This is a genomic window from Pseudomonas cyclaminis (genome assembly GCF_015163715.1).
GTDB lineage: Bacteria > Pseudomonadota > Gammaproteobacteria > Pseudomonadales > Pseudomonadaceae > Aquipseudomonas > Aquipseudomonas cyclaminis.
Genome location: NZ_JADDUM010000029.1, coordinates 1 through 17546 on the forward strand (window position 1 = coordinate 1; position 17546 = coordinate 17546).

Below are 17546 nucleotides of genomic sequence, written 5' to 3' on the forward strand. Positions count from 1 at the left end.
GCCGCGATCAAGGCTGAGCACGCCGGTCTGCAGGTTGTAGGTTCGGTGATGGCATCCGATGCGTTCTTCCCGTTCCGCGACGGTTTGGACAATGCCGCAAAAGCAGGCGTGACTGCGGTGATCCAACCGGGCGGCTCGATGCGTGATGCTGAAGTGATTGCCGCTGCTGATGAAGCCGGCATTGCCATGGTCTTCACCGGCATGCGCCACTTCCGTCACTGATCCAACTCGATCCAAATGTGGGAGGGGGCTTGCCCCCGATGGCGGTGCATCAGTCAACACATCTGTCACTGAACCACCGCTATCGGGGGCAAGCCCCCTCCCACATAAAGCGCTCGTGCAGCGCCTTACAGAATTTGAGGTTTTTGAAATGAATGTTTTGATCATTGGCAGCGGTGGCCGTGAACACGCCCTGGCCTGGAAAGTTGCCCAGGACCCTCGCGTCCAGAAAGTTTTCGTCGCCCCCGGCAACGCCGGTACGGCCATTGAAGCCAAGTGCGAAAACGTAGCCATCGACGTATTGGCCCTTGAACAGCTGGCTGACTTCGCCGAGAAAAACGTCTCCCTGACCATCGTCGGTCCGGAAGTGCCATTGGTTGCCGGTGTCGTAGACCTGTTCCGCAGCCGCGGCCTGGATTGCTTCGGCCCAACTGCCGGCGCTGCCCAGCTGGAAGGCTCGAAAGCCTTCACCAAGGATTTCCTGGCGCGCCACAAGATCCCGACTGCCGACTACCAGAACTTCACCGAGATCGAGCCGGCCCTGGCCTACCTGCGTGAAAAAGGTGCACCGATCGTGATCAAGGCCGATGGCCTGGCCGCCGGTAAAGGCGTGATCGTTGCCATGACCTTGCAGGAAGCCGAAGACGCCGTGCGCGACATGCTCGCCGGCAATGCCTTTGGTGATGCCGGTTCGCGTGTGGTCATCGAGGAATTCCTCGATGGCGAAGAAGCCAGCTTTATCGTGATGGTCGATGGCAAGAACGTGCTGCCGATGGCCACCAGCCAGGACCACAAACGCGTCGGCGACGGCGACAGCGGCCCGAACACCGGCGGCATGGGTGCCTACTCCCCTGCCCCGGTGGTCACCGCTGAAGTGCACAAGCGTGTGATGGACCTGGTGATCTGGCCGACCGTGCGCGGCATGGCCGACGAAGGCAATGTGTACACCGGTTTCCTGTACGCCGGCCTGATGATCGACAAAGCCGGCAACCCGAAAGTCATCGAGTTCAACTGCCGCTTCGGCGACCCGGAAACCCAACCGGTGATGCTGCGCCTGCAATCGAGCCTGGTCCTGCTGGTAGAAGCTGCCCTGGCGCAAGCCCTGGACAAGGTTGAAGCACAATGGGATCCACGCCCGAGCGTCGGCATTGTGCTGGCGGCGGGTGGTTACCCTGCCGACTACGCCAAGGGTGACGTGATTGAAGGCCTGGACGCGGCTGCTACGCTGGAAGGCAAGGTGTTCCATGCGGGCACCGCGCTCAAGGATGGCAAGGTTGTGACCGCCGGTGGTCGTGTACTGTGCGCTACCGCAATGGGCGCCAGTGTCGACGCTGCGCAGCAACAGGCTTATGCACTGGCCAAGAAGATCGACTGGAAAGGCTGCTTCTACCGCACGGACATCGGCTACCGCGCCATTGCCCGTGAACGTGGCGAAACTCAGTAACACTAGCTATCCGTTCGGTTAGGCAAGGGCCTCTGGCCCTTGCCGTATACAGGCCTCCCCGCGCATAGTTAACCCGTGCATCAACCTACGAAGGGATTTCGCCGTGCGCTGGCTCAGGATCGCCATAGGTTTCACTGTCAGTCTGCTGACACTGCTCTGCTTGTTCCCGGCCCAGGCCGCTGCGCAAGGCAGTGGTTGGGCAGTATTGCTTGATGAACAGGCCGACCTGCAACTGAGCGACATCCGTTCCCCGCGCTACACCAATCAATTCAGCCCCATCGAACTGGACCGCGTGACCGCCGCGCAGCCCGACGGTGCGTTGTGGGTACGTTTCAAGCTGCAGCCCGGCAAGCACGAGCAAGTGCTGCGGGTATTCGCCCCGGACCTGTCGCACCTGAGCCTTTATGTGTTGGACGGCGACACCCTGGTCGAGCAACAAAGCACCGGCGCCCGCCAGCCCCAGGCGGAACGCCCGCTACCCAGCAGCGATTTCATGCTGCCGATGCCCCAGAGCCAGAAGCCTCTCGACGTCTACCTGCGCCTGGTCTCGGAACACGAACTGCGCCCCTATATCACCCTGGAACCGGCCGTGCTGGCGGCCGCCGACCAGACCCAGACGCTGATCTACGGCCTGCTGTTCGGCTGCCTGCTGATGCTGATCCTGCACAACCTCTCACGCTTCGCTTACCACCGCTCGCGCAGCAGCCTATGGCTGGCGGCCTGTGAACTGCTGTTGATGCTCAGCCTGGCACTGCTGCTCAATCTGGTGGGCCCATGGCTACCGAACTGGCATGCGATCCAGACCCCCGGCGCCTACCTGGCCCTGCTGCTGACCGCACCGTGCGGGCTGATGTTCGCCTATCGTTTCTTCATGCCCCTGGGCCCGCACCCGCTGAACAAAGTGTTGATGGCCGACATCCTGTTTATCGTGCTGTGCGGCCTGCTGCTGTTGTTCGTCAACACCCTGCCGCTGAACATCATCACCTACGCCCTGGTGGCCCTCGCCGGCCTGAGCATGCTGTTTGTCTCGGCTTACCACTGGCAGAAAGGCTACCGCCCGGCGCGCTTGTTCGTGGCAGGCATGGTGGTGTTCAACATCGGCACGCTGATCATCCTCCCGGCACTGCTGGGCCTGACGATGGTGTCGCCTCAGGGATTGATCATCACGCTGCTGGCGTTTATCTGCCTCAGTGGCTTGTTGATGAGCCTGGCCCTGGGCGAACGCCAGCGTGCGATTGTCGAGGCCTGTTTCAGCCTCAGCCGCGACCTGGCCGCCAGCAATGCCGAGATCGCCGCCAAGGCCGAGTTCCTGGCCAAGATCAGCCACGAAATCCGCACGCCCATGAACGGCGTGCTGGGCATGACCGAGTTGCTGCTGGGCACGCCGCTGTCAGTGAAGCAGCGCGACTACGTGCAGACTATCCACAGCGCCGGCAACGAGCTGCTCACACTGATCAATGAAATTCTCGATATTTCCAAGCTTGAATCCGGGCAGATCGAACTGGATGACGTGCAGTTCGACCTCAATGCCCTGATCGAAGACTGCCTGAGCATCTTCCGCGCCAAGGCCGAGCAGCAGAATGTCGAGTTGATCAGTTTTATCCAGCCCCAGGTGCCGCGCGTCATCAGCGGCGACCCGACGCGCCTGCGCCAGGCGATGCTGAGCCTGCTGGAAAACGCCCTGCACAAGACCGATGAAGGCGAAGTCCTGATCGTGGTCGCCCTGGACGACCGCAGCACCAAGCCACGCCTGCGCATTGCCGTGCAGGACAGCGGTCTGCCGATGGAAGCCGCCGAGCGCGACGCACTGCTGCACAGCGAACTGCACAGCAAGAATTTCCTCTCGGCGACCCGTCTGAGCGGCCACCTGGGCCTGGTGATCGCCCGCCAACTGATCCTGTTGATGAACGGCGAGTTCGGCATCAAGAGCGGCAGTCACCAGGGCAGTACCTTGTGGCTGACCCTGCCACTGGACCCGGAACGCCTGGAACACCCCACCTCCGACCTCGATGGCCCGCTCAAGGACGCCCGTGTGCTGGTGGTGGACGACAACGACACCTGCCGCAAAGTGCTGGTGCAGCAATGCACAGCCTGGGGCCTGAACGTCAGCGCGGTGCCATCGGGCAAGGAAGCCCTGGCCTTGCTGCGCACCAAGGCGCACCTGCGCGATTACTTCGACGTGGTGCTGCTGGACCAGAACATGCCCGGCATGACCGGCATGCAACTGGCGGCAAAGATCAAGGAAGACCCGAGCCTGAACCACGACATCCTGCTGATCATGCTCACCGGCATCAGCAACGCGCCGAGCAAGATCATTGCGCGCAACTGCGGGATCAAACGCATCCTCGCCAAGCCGGTCGCCGGTTACACCCTCAAGACCACCCTGGCCGATGAGCTGAACCAGCGCAGCAAAGGCGGCGTGACGCACCGCGTCTCGCTCAACGCCCCGGCGGCGATTACCGTGCCCGGCGATTTCAAGATCCTGGTCGCCGAAGACAACAGCATCTCCACCAAAGTGATTCGCGGCATGCTCGGCAAGCTCAACCTCAATCCGGACACCGCCAGCAACGGCGAAGAAGCGCTGGAGGCGATGAAGGCCCAGCGTTACGACCTGGTACTGATGGACTGTGAAATGCCGATCCTCGATGGCTTCTCGGCCACCCAGCAGTTACGGGCCTGGGAAGTCAGCCACCAGCGCATTCGCACACCGGTGGTGGCGCTCACGGCGCATATCCTTTCAGAACATAAAGAACGCGCACGCCAGGCCGGGATGGATGGGCATATGGCCAAGCCGGTGGAGTTGTCGCAGTTGCGTGAGCTGGTGGAGTTCTGGGTGGCGCAGCGTCAGCAGCGGGCGGAGCACGCGCCTTCCTGACCTGGAGCGTACCGCCTGATAGACTCTCCCCACTTTTCCTGCCGCGAGCCACCTCCATGCTCCACGTGTTATTCAGCGTCTACCTGAAAATGCTGGTGCTCTACAGCCCGTTCTTCGTGCTGTCCTGCTTTATCAGCCTGACCCGTGGCTACTCCAGCAAAGAACGCCGGCGCCTGGCGTGGAAGGTAGCGTTGGCGACCCTGGTGTCGAGTGTGCTGCTCTACCTGTTCGGCCGGGTGATTTTCAGTGTGTTCGGGATCACGGTGGATGCGTTTCGCATCGGCGCTGGCAGTGTGTTGTTTATCTCGGCACTGGGCATGGCCCAAGGCAAGTCAGCCGTGCAGACCGACAACGTGCAGCAGGACGTGACCATCGTACCGCTGACCATTCCCCTCACCGTCGGCCCCGGCACCATCGGTGCGTTGTTGGTGATGGGCGTCAGCCAGCCGCACTGGGATGACAAGATCACCGCCATCCTCAGCATCGCCCTGGCCAGCCTCACGGTTGGCGTGGTGCTGTATCTGTCCAACCGTATCGAACGGATTCTCGGGGACCAGGGCTTGCAGATTGTCAGCCGGTTGATGGGCCTGTTTGTGTGCGCCCTCGCCGCGCAAATTATCTTTACCGGTGTGCGGGGTTATCTGGTGCCTTAGATCCGGTACTTGGCAATCGCCGACTGCACCTTGTCGCCCGCACTCTCGCGCATCAATTGGATGGTTTTTTCGTTGACCACCGAGGTACTCAGCACCAGGCAGGTCTGCCCGCTGAAGGCCTCGACCGAAGCACTGTCCCACTCAAGGAACGGCAATCCCACCTGCTTGCTCACGCTCTGGGTGCTGTAGGTCACCAGCACCATTGTCAATTCGCCGGCCGCTTCGACACAGGACGCCAGGCCGAAATCACCGCCCTGGTGCACCGTGCTGTTACGCTTGAACAACTCGAAGGACGCCGGTTGCTGCTTCATGGCCTCCAACGCATCGGCCGCCAGTTTCGGCAGCGCTGCGACCAGTGGCCCCGAAACCGACATCGACGCCAGCATCGTGGCGATGATGTTCAGGGCTGCCAGCTGCACCGACAGGCCCTTGCCCGAATGTGAAACCCGCTCGAAACGGCTGCGCACCGGCAGCCAGCCCAGGCTGATCATCACCTTGATAAATTCGTCGTACCAGGCCTCGCTACCCCGTGGGATCTTCAAGACATCGCTGACGTAGCTGCTGGCCAACAGGTAGCTTTTGCGGATGTATTCCCGGTTCAGGCCAGACAGCCCCTCGGCGAACGACATCACGCTGTTGTTGACCACTGCCGCGTTGCAGTCGTCTCCCGTGTCGAGCGGCGGCAATGAGGGCTGCGCGCCAGGTGCCCTCGGTAATGTGTAGGCGGCAATCAACTTGCGCCGTTTTGTGCTGTTGATCCTTCTGTGATGTCGCTCCATTTTCGGTTCTCCACAAGCACCCCACATGGGGCTTACCTGCACACTAGTCCAGTGGCCGATGCGCTTTCCAGACGACAAACATCCCTTGGCAAGACACACCTGAAACCAGCGCCCAGCAATCACACGGGACACCTGCGAGCCTTCGGCTTTTCGTCGCACAAAAAAGAAAAAGCCCCGAACAACAGCAGAGCAATCCCTGTGTTATTCGGAGCTTTCTGGCAGCCAACAGGCTATTTTCAGGAGAGGGGTTTCTCACCATACCAGCGTGGCGTATAGACCCATTCACCACCACCGGCTCGCGGGAATGTGCATGTGGTGGACGAGCCGATCAGCACCATGGTGCGCATGTCCACCTGGTCCGGGGTGAGTTGCCCCAGGGTAGTGACACGCAAGGTCTGACCCGGTCGCCCGATATCGCGGCCCAGCACCACCGGTGTTTGCGGCGTGCGGTGCAACGCGACGATTTCCAGGGCACGGCCCAACTGCCACGGCCGTGACCGCGAAATCGGGTTATAGAACGCCAGGGCCAGGTCGGCCTGGGACGCGAGGTCCAGGCGTTTTTCGATGATCGACCACGGCTTGAGGTTGTCCGACAGCGACATCACGCAGAAGTCATGCCCCAGCGGCGCGCCCGCCTGGGCAGCGGTGGCCAGGGAGGCCGAGACACCTGGCAGGATTTCCAGGTCGACCTGATGCCAGGTCGGATCGCTGGACTCGTGCAACGCCTCGATCACCGCCGCCGCCATGGCGAACACGCCAGGGTCACCGGACGACACCACCACCACCGAACGTCCTTGGGCGGCCAGTTCGAAGGCATGGCGTGCGCGTTGCATTTCTTCACGGTTGTCGGTGCAGTGCTGAATCTGATCGTCGCGAAATGGCCCGGCCATGCGCACGTAGGTTTCATAGCCCAACACATCGGTGCAGCGCGCCAGTTCGGCCTTCACCGCCGGCACCATCAATTCGGCGGCGCCGGGGCCGAGGCCGATCACGGCGAGGCGGCCACGCGTGCGACCCAGCTGCGACAGGTCCAACGGCTGCTCGGCGACGTCAATCACGATGTCGGCATCCTGGGTCACGCTGGCGAAACGCAGCGGCACCGCCAATGCCGACGCGGCGTCATGCAGCGACGCCTCGGCCATCTGCGTGTCGCTGGCCAGCAGGCACGCCAGGGATTGCACAGCGATACCTGCGTCATGCAACGCTGCTCGCACCCGCGCAGCCAACTCCACACCCGGTTTGCAGGTGACTGACACCGTCTTCGGATAGATCAGCAATTCATTGGCAGCCGGCACGCGCTCGGCGCTGCCTACGTGAATCGCCAGGCGCGCTTGCTGGTCCTGGGGCAAATTCGCTTGATCCAGCCACGGCGCCGCACCTTCGATACGTACGCTTTCGCCGGCCAGCAGGTCGGAGACGAAGCGCTTGCCCAGCTCCAGATCCGCCAACTCATAACCGGCCGGCGGGTTGAGCAGGCAGGTGCCGAAACGCAGCTCGCCACTGGTGGTGATCGCAGCGGCGACATTAAGTGCGGCCGCGATGTCCCGCGCCATCACGTTCACGCCACCCAGGCCGCCGAGCAACGGCACCACGGCACTGCCATCTTCGGCAACGGCCAGCACGGCCGGCTCTTCGCCTTTTTCCAGCAGCAGTGCAGCCAAGGTGCGGATGACGATACCGGCCGCGCACAGGGCAATCAGCGGCGTGCCGTGCTGATACAACTGACGCAGGGTGGCGCCGAAGTCGCTGTAAGCCTGGTCCGCGCCTTCAACCCGCCCGGCCAAGCCGTGGATCACGGCGCCAGGGTAAACCTGCTGGATCTTGCGCGCGGTCGCCAGGCTGCCCTGGCCGAGGATGACAATCGCCGGAGTCATCACCCTTGCCACCGTTCACCGGGCACGATGATCAGCGAGAAGTACGGTGACGACGACGGGTCGACCTGATCCAGCGGCACGATCTTCTGATTGGCCATGGTGGCGCGCTCCACATACAGTGCGCGCTCGGCCAGGCCGAGTTCTTCCAACACCTGGCGCACCTTGTGGAAGTTGCGACCCAGTTTCATGATTACTGCCGCGTCGGCATCTGCCAGGCGGCGCTTGAGGTCATCGTGAGGCAACACGCCCGACAGCACCGACAGGCTCTGGTTGCGATACACCAACGGTGCGCCCAGCACCGAAGCGCCGCCGAGCATCGAGCACACACCCGGAATAACCTGAGCTTCGTAGCGCTCGGCCAAACGGTCGTGCAGGTACATATAGGAACCGTAGAAGAACGGGTCACCTTCGCAGATCACCGCCACATCGCGGCCGGCGTCCAGGTGCGCGGCCACGTCGACGCTGGCGGTGTCATAAAAATCGCTGATCACTTGCTCGTAGGACAGCGGCGCCGGCAAAGCCTCGGTGGTCACCGGGTACACCAGCGGCATCAGGGTCTGCTGCGCCACCAGATGGTCCTCGATGATGCCAAAGGCGTTGCCCTTCTTGCCCTTGGCCACGAAGTACGCCACCACCGGCGATTCACGCAGCAGGCGCAGGGCCTTGAGGGTGATCAGTTCCGGGTCGCCGGGGCCCACGCCCAGGCCGATCAAACGTCCGCGTGCCTGCATCATTCCACCTCCGTGGCGAGCGCATTGACCGCTGCGGCGGCCATGGCGCTGCCGCCCAGGCGGCCTTGCATGATCACGAACGGCACGCCGCGGCTGTCGGCGGCCAGCATCGCCTTGGATTCGGCGGCGCCGACAAAACCTACCGGGAAACCAAGGATCAACGCCGGTTTCGGCGCGCCCGCATCGAGCATTTCCAGCAGGTAGAACAACGCGGTCGGCGCATTGCCGATCACCACCACACTGCCTTCCAGGTGCGGGCGCCACAGCTCCAGGGCGGCAGCGGAGCGGGTATTGCCCAGCTCCCGCGCCAGTTCCGGCACGCTGTCGTCGCGCAGGGTGCAGATCACCGCGTTGTTGGCCGGCAGGCGCGTGCGCGTCACGCCTTCGGAGACCATCCGCGCATCACACAGAATCGGCGCGCCAGCGGCCAGCGCATCGCGCCCTGCCTTGCCCGCACCTTCGGAGAATTGCAGGCCGTCGATGGCATCGACCATGCCGCAGGCATGAATCACCCGCACCGCGAGTTTTTCCAGATCGGCCGGGATGCGGTCCAACTTGGCTTCCGCTCGAATAATGGCGAAGGAGTTGCGATAGATCTCCTGACCGTCGCGGATGTAATCAATCATCGGTGTTGCTCCGTGGACAAGCGCGCAACAGGGCGCCCGCCGCTTCAATGGAAAGAGTGCGTGCGTGCAGCCAGCCGAAACCTGGGTGGGCTGCATCGCGAAAATAGAGGTCGTAGTGGCCTGGGCTCACCGCCAGCAAGGTGACTGGCGCGGTGTGCGCGGCGGCGCAGGAACGTGGGCAGCCTGTCAGGTGCACGTCATGCCCGGGGTGCAGCGCGGCCAGTTGCAGGGCGTCGGCCTTGGTGTCGGCCAGTGCCTTGGCGCAGCCGCTGGAGCCGGTGCAGGCGGTGAGGCGCGCAAGGGGTTGGTCGATGGAACAGAGAAAGCCCAGTTGCGCCAGGCGTTCGCTCACGGCGTGAGGTTTTTCGATGTTGGGCAACAGCACGCCTTGCCAGGGGGTGAAACGCAAGGTGGCGTCACCAAAGTCGCGAGCGAGTTGTGCGGCGCCCCTGAGCATCGTCGGATCCAGGCGACCCAAAGGGGCGACGGCAGCGACGTAGAACTGATTCTTCTGCACCTGTGGATAAGTTCCCAGGTGCAGCAAGGCGCCACTGGGCAGGCGTTTGAAGCCGTCGACCGGCAGCAGCGGCAGGCGCAGATGGCTCAGTAAGTTATCCACAGGCAAATGGCGCATGCGCGTTTGTTCTGGAGTGGCGAGGTCGAGAAAGGCGTCCAGCACCGCAACCACCAGTGCGTGGCCCTGCTCCAGTGGCACCGCGGCCAATGGCGCATCCAGCCCCGGACAGCCGGCCAGGCCGAACGCGAGCAGCGTCTCGCCATTGCGCACGAACGCCGACAGCCACAGATCGTGATGATGTTCGAGCATCGCCAGATCCTCGCCGCCATCCAACTGCACGGCGAACTTGGCCGACAGCTCATGGAAACGCGGATGGTTTTGCAGGGTGGCGAGGATCTGCCCGGCCAGCGGGCGAGTGTCGAACAGCATCTGCGGGTCGATACCGGCGCTGGGGCTGAGCATCAGGTTGCGTACGTCGTCACCGCCAGCGTTGCTCGGGCCCAGGCCTGCGGCCAGCAGCCTGGCAATCAGCCCATCCGGCCCGGCGCCATCCCACGTATTTGCAGATTGCCGCGGTTGGTCGCCTCGATCACCCCGCCGGCATAGGCCTGGGCGGCTTCGGCCACTGCGTCGGCTTGCGCGCTGGTGATCGAGCCACCGGCCAATTTGATCCGGCAGATACCGCCATCCAACGCCTGGACAATACGCAGCAACCCCGGACAAGCCGAGGGGCGCAAGGTATTCAGAGTGGGCGTTGGGTTCACGGGGCTACCGGTTCACAGGTAAAGGCGCGGTATTATGCCTGCTTTGTCCGGCGGCATGAAAAGCCTGCCCGTCGGATGTCGTTCAAGGAATTGATATGTCGCCCTGGCTGACGGTTGTAGGCATCGGTGAAGACGGCTTCAAGGGCCTGGGCAGAAATGCCCGGCATGCCCTGTTGCGCGCCACGCGGATTATAGGTGCTCAGCGCCAGTTGGACCTGTTGCCGGTGTGTATTCGCGGTGAGCGCCAGTTGTGGCCGAGTCCGTTTTCCCTGGACCCGGTGCTGACGCAGCGCGGCACGCCGGTGTGTGTGCTGGCCAGCGGCGACCCGATGTTCTATGGCGTGGGAGCCAGTCTGGCGCGGCAGGTGGTGGCCGAAGAACTGCTGATTTTGCCGGCACCGTCGTCGGTGTCGTTGGCGGCAGCGCGGTTGGGCTGGCCGTTGCAGGAGGTGGTGACGCTGTCCGTGGTCGCCCGGCCAGTGGCGGCGATCAATGCGCATCTGGCCACGGGCGTGCGCTTATTGGTGCTGAGTAATGACGGCGGCAGCCCGGCGTTGGTTGCTTCGTTGTTGGCTGAATCCGGGTTCGGGCCCAGCCGATTGACGGTATTTGAACACCTGGGCGGCGCGGAGGAACGGCGCATCGACGGTTTGGCGCAGGATTGGCAACACGCCTCGGTTGCCGACTTGAACCTGGTCGCCATCGACTGCCTGGCCTCCAGCGACACACCACGTCTGTCGCGCCTCGCTGGCTTGCCCGATTCCGCCTTCCAGCACGACGGCCAACTGACCAAGCGCGATGTACGCGCCATGACCCTCGCCCGCCTCGCCCCTATGCCCGGCGAACTGCTGTGGGACGTGGGCGCGGGCAGTGGCTCAATCGGTATCGAATGGATGCGTGCGCACCCGAGCTGCCGCGCCCTGGCGATTGAAGCAGACGAGGGCCGCCAAGGCCTGATCGAACACAACCGTGACGCCCTCGGCGTGCCCGGCTTGCAGTTGATTCGTGGCAAAGCTCCGCAAGCGTTGCACGGCCTTACAGCACCCGACGCCATCTTCATCGGCGGCGGCGTCACCCGTGAGGGCGTACTCGACACCTGCTGGCAGCACCTGCGGCCCGGTGGACGATTGGTGGCCAACGCCGTGACCCTGCAAAGCGAAATCACCTTGATGAACTGGCGCGCTCAACATGGCGGTGAACTGACGCGCATTCACGTAGCGCAGGCCCAGCCGTTGGGGGAGTTCGATACGTGGCGCCAGGCATTGCCGATCACCTTGCTGGACGTGGTCAAGCCGCGATGAAACGGATTCTGCTGCTGGGCGGCGTGACGGAAGCGCTGGCCATCGCCCGTACATTGGGCCCGGAACATATCTACAGCCTGGCTGGTGTTGGGCGCGTGCCGAGCGATCTGACCTGCCAAGTGCGGGTCGGTGGTTATGGTGGCGCTGAGGGGTTGGCGCAGTTTATTCGAGATGAGGGGATCAGCCTGATTCTCGACGCAACCCATCCGTATGCCGCGCAGATCAGCCGCAATGCCGCCGAGGCGGCACAGTTGAGCGGTGTGCCGTGCTGGGCATTGCGTCGCCCGGCGTGGCAACCCCAGGCCGGGGATGATTGGCGTGAGGTCGGTGATTGGGCCGAGCTGATTGAAGCCTTGAAACCCTTCAAGCGACCGCTGTTCACGTTGGGCCGAGAGCCGTTGCAGCACCTCGATGAAATCCCCTGCGACCAGTTCTGGACGTTGCGGGCACTGGATGTGTACCCGGGCAATGAGCGCTGTGAAGTAATCGGCGCACGTGGGCCGTTTTTGATCGAAGACGAGCGGGAGTTGTTTGAACGACGTGGCATTGATGTGCTGATCAGCAAGAACAGCGGCAGCACGGCGACCGAGCCGAAGCTGGAAGTGGCGCGGGAGCGTGGAGTGCCGGTGCTGGTGTTGAAGCGGCCGGTACTGGCGGCGGTGGATCGGGAGTTCGCCACGGTGGCGGCGGCCTTGCAGGCAATCCAATCGCCCTGAACAACGCCAAGCAATTCCTCTCGTTTCGGACCTTCCAGGTCAAACGCCAGGTCGCAACTCAGCGCATTGGCCGACGCGAGTGTTTCGCTGAGGTTGACCAGCAGGTCTTCGGTGCTGATGCCATCGGCCACGGTGAACAGCCGGACGGGGGGATTTGGGGTGGGTTTGATCATGTGTGAAGCTCCGGAGAAGTAAAAAGGAGCTGCCACTGATCGCCGCGACGCGATGGGGGGTGGCAGCTGTACGCAGGTTCGCGGACCGACTCTCCAGAACATCGGCATACCCGAAGGTATCCCACGCACAGCCACCATAACGCCGCACAGTAGACGATAAAAAAGCGCCAACTGAAAGGAAACGATGACGCTTTTGCGTCTGAAGAAACCCGGGCCGCGACGCCCGTCCGCTGCGTTTGCAGCGGTGCAAGGAGACTAGAGATCGAGCGTCCTAGGGACAACCTCAAAGGCTTGTCGGAAATTTCTTTTTAGACGAATAGCCAACCGGACGTCCATCTATCAGGCTTGACCGTCGAAAGGCGAATCCCCCTACAAATACTTCCGAACAGGCTGGCTGGCTCAGCCAAAAGCCGTCGGCCTAACCTCCCCGCTCGCGGTTTCGCGTCAGCCATCCGCGATGGGGATGCCTGCTTTTGCAGCGCGTCGCAACTTGCCATTCTGTATCCCAAGGAATACGATCCGAGATGATTGTTTTCAATGAAACCATTGAGTTTGTCAAATGGCTGGAGGCCGTTCGGGATCCATTCGCAAAAGTGCGGGTTGTGAAGAGAATACGAATGGCTGAAGCCGGAAACTTCGGTGACTGTGAGCCCGTAGGTGATGGGGTGTCCGAGATGCGAATCCATTACGGTCCTGGGTATCGCGTTTACTTCACTCGTAGAAATAAGGTGGTTTATCTGTTGCTGATCGGTGGTGACAAATCAACACAAAGCCGGGACATCACGCGTGCAAAACAAATGGCACTAAATCTCGGCAGTAAGGAGTGACTTATGAGCGAATCTTTTACCCGCTTTGACGCGGCAAAATATTTGAAAACCCCTTTGGAAATGGCTGCATATCTGGAGACTTGCTTTGAAGACGATGCAGGCGATGGTCTTTTGATTCGTACCGCTCTTAATGATATCGCCCGCGCCCAAGGCATGACCCAAATTGCTCGCGACGCCGGCCTCGGACGCGAAAGCTTATATAAAGCCCTCTCCAGCACTGGCAATCCAGAGTTCGCGACTATCATGAAAGTCATGAAAGCGTTGGGCCTCAAGCTTCACGCCACGGCGGTGTGATCATGCTGCGACACCAAACCACACCGCCGCTTTTTACTTATCCCCCCCGATCAGGCTAAATACCCGCCTGATCGTTTAACCCTACGGATTGTCCGCCATGGCCCGTCAACGCTTTGCAATTGCCTGGATAGCCTGCCTTGCAGTGCTGTTCAACGCGTTTGCCATGCCAATGGCCGGTGCGATGCAGCAGACCGACGATCCGGTCAAGCGGCTGATGTGGGGCAGTTTCTGTTCGTCCAATGGCGCCAGCCTCAAGACCATCGCCCTGGGCCAGCTGGAGATTCCAGCGCCGCAGCAGGATGATCATTCCACCATGCAGCATTGCTGGTGTTGCTCCGGCTCGGCGCCGTTGGTGGCGTTGCCAGGGCATGTGCCGCAGTTGTATCTCACGCGATTTGACGCGATACCGCGTCAGCCACAGCCCCCACTGCAACCCCCTACCCCGCGCCAGCAATGGCCGAGCCTTAACCCCCGCGCCTCTCCAACGGTCTGATCTTCTTCGCAAGTGAACTGCGTTTAGAACCGTTCTGGAGAACTGCCATGCTCAAATCTTCCCTGCTTCTGGCCGCGTTGCTGTTGCCGGTGTTCAGTGCCGCCAATGCCGAGGACTACAAGGCCGGCGACCTGCTGGTCAGCGATCCCTGGTCCCAGGAATTGCCGCCGAATGCGCCGACTGTTGCAGCGTACTTTGTGATTCATAACACCGGCGCTACCCCGGACCGCCTGCTCAGTGTCGACACACCCGTGGCCGACAAGGCCGAGCTGCATGAACATGTGATGCAAGGCGATTTGATGAAGATGCAGCAAGTCCCCAGCGTTGCCGTACCGGCCAAGGGTGACTTGACCTTCGCGCCCATGGCGTATCACGTGATGTTGCTGGGCCTCAAGGACCGCAGCCTGCTGGCCGATGGCAAACAGTTCCCGCTGACCCTGACCTTCGAAAAAGCCGGCAAGGTTGAAGTAGAAGTGTCGGTGCAGAAAACACCGCCGATGGCCGGCCACGAGCATATGCACGCCCAGTAAGCCAACCTTGATGGGCGCCCCCCGCGCCAGGCTCTCTCCACATCACCGCGTGAAGCGCGGCAGTTGGATCAGCCTGTTCGCCATGCTGATGATCTTTATCGGTCCGCTGATTTCCCAAGCGATGCCGATGGATCATCACGCCGGTATGTCGATGCCGATGAGCATGTCCATGGATATGGACATGTCGGGCGACCACGGCGAATCCCATCACCCTAAAGCCCCCGACGACCATCACGCGCTCTGGGCCAAGTGCGGTTACTGCGACCTGCTGTTCAGTTGCCCCGCCCTGCCCGGCAGCGTTTCATTCGTAGCCCTCGGTTCCCCGCCGCCGGCCACCGCCCTCACCCCCGCCACGCGCCTGGGCCATGCCCGGCAGAGCATCTTCCCCGGCGCCCGCAGCCGTGCGCCGCCCATCGCCTCGTAAACACCAAGCACCGTTACTTCACCCCGGCCGACTTTAGACAGACAGCCGCAGGCTGCTGGCCGTGTTGTTTACGATTGATTGATGGAATTTGTCATGTCCAGGTTTTCTGCTGACACCCGTTTGGGATGTACCCCCGTGCTCGCCGCCCTGTGCGGCGCATTGCTCGCCACCCATGCTCAGGCCGACGAACACGCCGACCACGAGTTGAGCCCCACGGTGATCACCGCGATTGCGCCCAGTTCGCCGCTGACCGTAATCACCAACCCGAAAGACCCACGCCAACCGGTGCCCGCCAGCGATGGCGGCGACTACCTCAAGACCATCCCCGGCTTCGCCCTGGTGCGCAATGGCGGCACCAATGGCGACCCGGTGCTGCGCGGCATGTTCGGCTCGCGCCTGAATATCCTCACCAATGGCAGCATGATGCTCGGCGCCTGCCCCGGCCGCATGGATGCGCCCACGTCGTATATTTCCCCGGAGACCTACGACACGCTCACCGTGATCAAAGGCCCGCAAACCGTACTCTGGGGCCCAGGTGCCTCGGCCGGCACGATCCTGTTCGATCGCGAGCCCGAACACTTCGGTGAGTTGGGCACACGGCTCAACGCGAGCGTGCTGGCTGGCTCCAATGGCCGCTTCGACAAGGTCATCGATGCCGCCGCCGGCGGGCCGCTGGGCTATGTGCGGGTGATCGGCAACCAGGCCCATGCCGACGATTACAAGGACGGCAACAACGACACAGTCGCCTCGCGCTACGACAAGTGGAACGGCGACGTGGCCGTGGGTTTCACCCCCGACGCCGACACCCTGCTGGAACTCACCGCCGGTCGTGGCGATGGCGAAGCGCGCTACGCCGGGCGCGGCATGGACGGCTCGCAGTTCCTGCGCGAAAGCCTGGGGCTGCGCTTCGAGAAATCCAATCTCGGTGAGGTGCTGGATAAGGTCGAGGCGCAGGTCTACTACAACTACGCCGACCATGTGATGGACAACTACAGCCTGCGCACGCCGTCGGGCACCGGGATGATGGCCGGGCCGATGGCCTCCAACGTCGACCGGCGTACCCTCGGTGCGCGGATCAAGGCCACCTGGCGCTGGGCCGACCTGCAGTTGATCGGCGGCCTGGACGCGCAGACCAACGAACACCGCCAGCGCAGCAGCATGGGCATCGACACCTACAAGGCGTTGCCCAAGACCAAGGACGCCAACTTCCACAACTACGGCGTGTTCGGCGAACTGACCTGGTACGCCGCCGACCGTGATCGACTGATCACCGGCGCACGCCTGGACCGCGCCTCGGCCAAGGATTTTCGCCAGACCAGCGCCACCGCCAACGAAACCCGCGCCGACACGTTGCCCTCGGGTTTCATGCGCTACGAACACGACCTGGCCGACAGCCCCACCACCCTATACGCAGGCTTGGGCCACACGCAGCGCTTCCCGGATTACTGGGAGTTGTTCTCCCCCAACACCGGCGCGGTCGGTTCGGTGAATGCCTTCGACGGCGTGAAACCGGAGAAGACCACCCAACTCGATTTCGGCGCGCAATACAAAGCCGACAACCTTGAAGCCTGGGCCTCGGGCTACATCGGCCAGGTACGTGACTTCATCCTGTTCGACTACCGGCCCGGCATGATGGGCACCACCTCCCAGGCACGCAACGTCGACGCTCGCATCATGGGCGGTGAACTCGGCGCGGCGTACAAGCTGACGCCAAACTGGAAGGCGGACGCCACCCTCGCCTACGCCTGGGGCAAGAACAGCAGCGACGGCAAGGCCCTGCCACAAATGCCGCCACTGGATGCACGCCTGGGCCTGACCTACAGCGAGGACGACTGGAGCGCCGGCGCGCTGTGGCGCGTAGTCGCCGCGCAAAACCGCATTGATCAGAACAAGGGCAACGTGGTCGGCAAGGACTACGACAAGAGCGGCGGCTTTGGCGTGTTCTCGCTGAACGGCGCCTACCGCATCACCAAAAACGTCAAGGTCAGCACCGGCGTCGACAACCTGTTCGGCAAGGCCTATGCCGAGCATTTAAACCTGGCGGGCAACGCCGGCTTCGGCTACCCGGCCAACGACCCGCAAGCCATCAAGGAGCCGGGGCGCACGCTCTGGACCAAAGTCGACATGAGCTTCTAAAAGCATCGGGGGCAAGCCCACTCCCACAGTTGGAATGCATTCCACATGTGGGAGGGGCTTGCCCCCGATGGCGGTGTTTCAGTCATTCATCAGGTGATTGATACTCCGCTATCGGGGGCAAGCCCCCTCCCACCTTTGGCCCTCGCATTGCCTGGTAGATCAGCTCAGAA

General features: G+C 62.5%; 15 protein-coding genes and 3 pseudogenes. 12 read left to right on the forward strand and 6 right to left on the reverse strand.

Features of this window, described 5'->3' with window-relative positions:
* The 4 genes and pseudogenes from purH to IQK56_RS04180 form a co-directional block, all read left to right on the forward strand.
* Positions 1–222, forward strand: a pseudogene (gene purH / locus IQK56_RS04165) (bifunctional phosphoribosylaminoimidazolecarboxamide formyltransferase/IMP cyclohydrolase); the annotation flags it as partial.
* A 148-nt stretch (positions 223–370) separates the two neighbouring features.
* Positions 371–1663 (forward strand): phosphoribosylamine--glycine ligase, encoded by a 1293-nt coding sequence (gene purD / locus IQK56_RS04170; protein WP_150674968.1) that lies wholly within the window; start codon positions 371–373, stop codon positions 1661–1663.
* Positions 1664–1766: 103 nt separating this feature from the next.
* Positions 1767–4538 (forward strand): response regulator, encoded by a 2772-nt coding sequence (locus IQK56_RS04175; RefSeq protein WP_193862056.1) that lies wholly within the window; start codon positions 1767–1769, stop codon positions 4536–4538.
* Between the two features lie 56 nt (positions 4539–4594).
* A complete protein-coding gene (locus IQK56_RS04180; RefSeq protein ID WP_003217330.1) occupies positions 4595–5191 on the forward strand; it encodes a MarC family protein in 597 nt (198 codons plus the stop codon).
* On the opposite strand, the gene IQK56_RS04185 is transcribed toward IQK56_RS04180, so the two are convergent.
* From IQK56_RS04185 to cobG, 5 genes and pseudogenes are all read right to left on the reverse strand, one after another.
* Positions 5188–5970, reverse strand: a complete 783-nt coding sequence (locus IQK56_RS04185; protein WP_122309269.1) for a hypothetical protein — start codon at positions 5968–5970, stop codon at positions 5188–5190. The two genes, IQK56_RS04180 and IQK56_RS04185, sit on opposite strands and share 4 nt — an antisense overlap.
* Before the next feature lie 236 nt (positions 5971–6206).
* Positions 6207–7844 (reverse strand): precorrin-3B C(17)-methyltransferase, encoded by a 1638-nt coding sequence (gene cobJ / locus IQK56_RS04190; RefSeq protein WP_193862055.1) that lies wholly within the window; start codon positions 7842–7844, stop codon positions 6207–6209.
* Positions 7844–8575 carry a precorrin-2 C(20)-methyltransferase gene (locus IQK56_RS04195; RefSeq protein ID WP_122309265.1) on the reverse strand — a complete coding sequence of 244 codons (732 nt, stop codon included), beginning with the start codon at positions 8573–8575 and terminating at the stop codon, positions 7844–7846. The genes cobJ and IQK56_RS04195 overlap by 1 nt, the downstream gene beginning before the upstream one ends.
* Positions 8575–9201, reverse strand: coding sequence for a precorrin-8X methylmutase (locus IQK56_RS04200; protein ID WP_099583613.1), 627 nt, complete (start codon positions 9199–9201; stop codon positions 8575–8577). Before IQK56_RS04200 ends, IQK56_RS04195 begins: the two co-directional genes overlap by 1 nt.
* Positions 9194–10482 (reverse strand): annotated as a pseudogene (cobG, locus tag IQK56_RS04205) (precorrin-3B synthase). The gene IQK56_RS04200 and the pseudogene cobG overlap by 8 nt, the downstream one beginning before the upstream one ends.
* Positions 10483–10577: 95 nt before the next feature.
* On the opposite strand from cobG, the gene cbiE reads away from it, so the two are divergent.
* Positions 10578–11783 (forward strand): precorrin-6y C5,15-methyltransferase (decarboxylating) subunit CbiE, encoded by a 1206-nt coding sequence (gene cbiE, locus IQK56_RS04210; RefSeq protein ID WP_193862054.1) that lies wholly within the window; start codon positions 10578–10580, stop codon positions 11781–11783.
* Entirely contained in the window at positions 11780–12499 is a 720-nt protein-coding gene (locus IQK56_RS04215) for a cobalt-precorrin-6A reductase (RefSeq protein WP_193862053.1), read from the forward strand. The genes cbiE and IQK56_RS04215 overlap by 4 nt, the downstream gene beginning before the upstream one ends.
* On the opposite strand, the pseudogene IQK56_RS31660 reads toward IQK56_RS04215, so the two are convergent.
* Positions 12496–12672: pseudogene (locus IQK56_RS31660) on the reverse strand (DUF6124 family protein); the annotation flags it as partial. The gene IQK56_RS04215 and the pseudogene IQK56_RS31660 sit on opposite strands and share 4 nt — an antisense overlap.
* Positions 12673–13196: 524 nt before the next feature.
* On the opposite strand from IQK56_RS31660, the gene IQK56_RS04220 reads away from it, so the two are divergent.
* The 6 genes from IQK56_RS04220 to IQK56_RS04245 all read left to right on the forward strand — a co-directional run bounded on the left by IQK56_RS04220 (position 13197) and on the right by IQK56_RS04245 (position 17376).
* Complete coding sequence (locus IQK56_RS04220; protein ID WP_150674962.1) at positions 13197–13499, forward strand: type II toxin-antitoxin system RelE/ParE family toxin; 303 nt, start codon at positions 13197–13199, stop codon at positions 13497–13499.
* A 3-nt stretch (positions 13500–13502) separates the two neighbouring features.
* Positions 13503–13793 (forward strand): addiction module antidote protein, encoded by a 291-nt coding sequence (locus IQK56_RS04225; RefSeq protein ID WP_150674961.1) that lies wholly within the window; start codon positions 13503–13505, stop codon positions 13791–13793.
* A 97-nt stretch (positions 13794–13890) separates the two neighbouring features.
* Positions 13891–14286 carry a DUF2946 domain-containing protein gene (locus IQK56_RS04230; RefSeq protein ID WP_193862052.1) on the forward strand — a complete coding sequence of 132 codons (396 nt, stop codon included), beginning with the start codon at positions 13891–13893 and terminating at the stop codon, positions 14284–14286.
* A gap of 47 nt (positions 14287–14333) precedes the next feature.
* A complete protein-coding gene (locus IQK56_RS04235; protein WP_150760921.1) occupies positions 14334–14816 on the forward strand; it encodes a copper chaperone PCu(A)C in 483 nt (160 codons plus the stop codon).
* Positions 14817–14826: 10 nt separating this feature from the next.
* Positions 14827–15240 carry a DUF2946 domain-containing protein gene (locus IQK56_RS04240; RefSeq protein ID WP_122309249.1) on the forward strand — a complete coding sequence of 138 codons (414 nt, stop codon included), beginning with the start codon at positions 14827–14829 and terminating at the stop codon, positions 15238–15240.
* Between the two features lie 93 nt (positions 15241–15333).
* On the forward strand, positions 15334–17376 hold the full coding sequence (locus tag IQK56_RS04245; protein ID WP_193862051.1) for a TonB-dependent copper receptor: 2043 nt from the start codon (positions 15334–15336) through the stop codon (positions 17374–17376).
* Positions 17377–17546: the final 170 nt, after the last annotated feature.

What these genes read in the sequence shown, in the direction of transcription:
- purD (WP_150674968.1), top strand. Translation starts at nt 371, where the DNA reads ATGAATGTTTTGATCATTGGCAGCGGTGGCCGTGAACACGCCCTGGCC.
- IQK56_RS04180 (WP_003217330.1), top strand. Translation starts at nt 4,595, where the DNA reads ATGCTCCACGTGTTATTCAGCGTCTACCTGAAAATGCTGGTGCTCTAC.
- IQK56_RS04185 (WP_122309269.1), bottom strand. Translation starts at nt 5,970, where the DNA reads ATGGAGCGACATCACAGAAGGATCAACAGCACAAAACGGCGCAAGTTG.
- cobJ (WP_193862055.1), bottom strand. Translation starts at nt 7,844, where the DNA reads ATGACTCCGGCGATTGTCATCCTCGGCCAGGGCAGCCTGGCGACCGCG.
- IQK56_RS04195 (WP_122309265.1), bottom strand. Translation starts at nt 8,575, where the DNA reads ATGCAGGCACGCGGACGTTTGATCGGCCTGGGCGTGGGCCCCGGCGAC.
- IQK56_RS04200 (WP_099583613.1), bottom strand. Translation starts at nt 9,201, where the DNA reads ATGATTGATTACATCCGCGACGGTCAGGAGATCTATCGCAACTCCTTC.
- cbiE (WP_193862054.1), top strand. Translation starts at nt 10,578, where the DNA reads ATGTCGCCCTGGCTGACGGTTGTAGGCATCGGTGAAGACGGCTTCAAG.
- IQK56_RS04215 (WP_193862053.1), top strand. Translation starts at nt 11,780, where the DNA reads ATGAAACGGATTCTGCTGCTGGGCGGCGTGACGGAAGCGCTGGCCATC.
- IQK56_RS04220 (WP_150674962.1), top strand. Translation starts at nt 13,197, where the DNA reads ATGATTGTTTTCAATGAAACCATTGAGTTTGTCAAATGGCTGGAGGCC.
- IQK56_RS04225 (WP_150674961.1), top strand. Translation starts at nt 13,503, where the DNA reads ATGAGCGAATCTTTTACCCGCTTTGACGCGGCAAAATATTTGAAAACC.
- IQK56_RS04230 (WP_193862052.1), top strand. Translation starts at nt 13,891, where the DNA reads ATGGCCCGTCAACGCTTTGCAATTGCCTGGATAGCCTGCCTTGCAGTG.
- IQK56_RS04235 (WP_150760921.1), top strand. Translation starts at nt 14,334, where the DNA reads ATGCTCAAATCTTCCCTGCTTCTGGCCGCGTTGCTGTTGCCGGTGTTC.
- IQK56_RS04240 (WP_122309249.1), top strand. Translation starts at nt 14,827, where the DNA reads ATGGGCGCCCCCCGCGCCAGGCTCTCTCCACATCACCGCGTGAAGCGC.
- IQK56_RS04245 (WP_193862051.1), top strand. Translation starts at nt 15,334, where the DNA reads ATGTCCAGGTTTTCTGCTGACACCCGTTTGGGATGTACCCCCGTGCTC.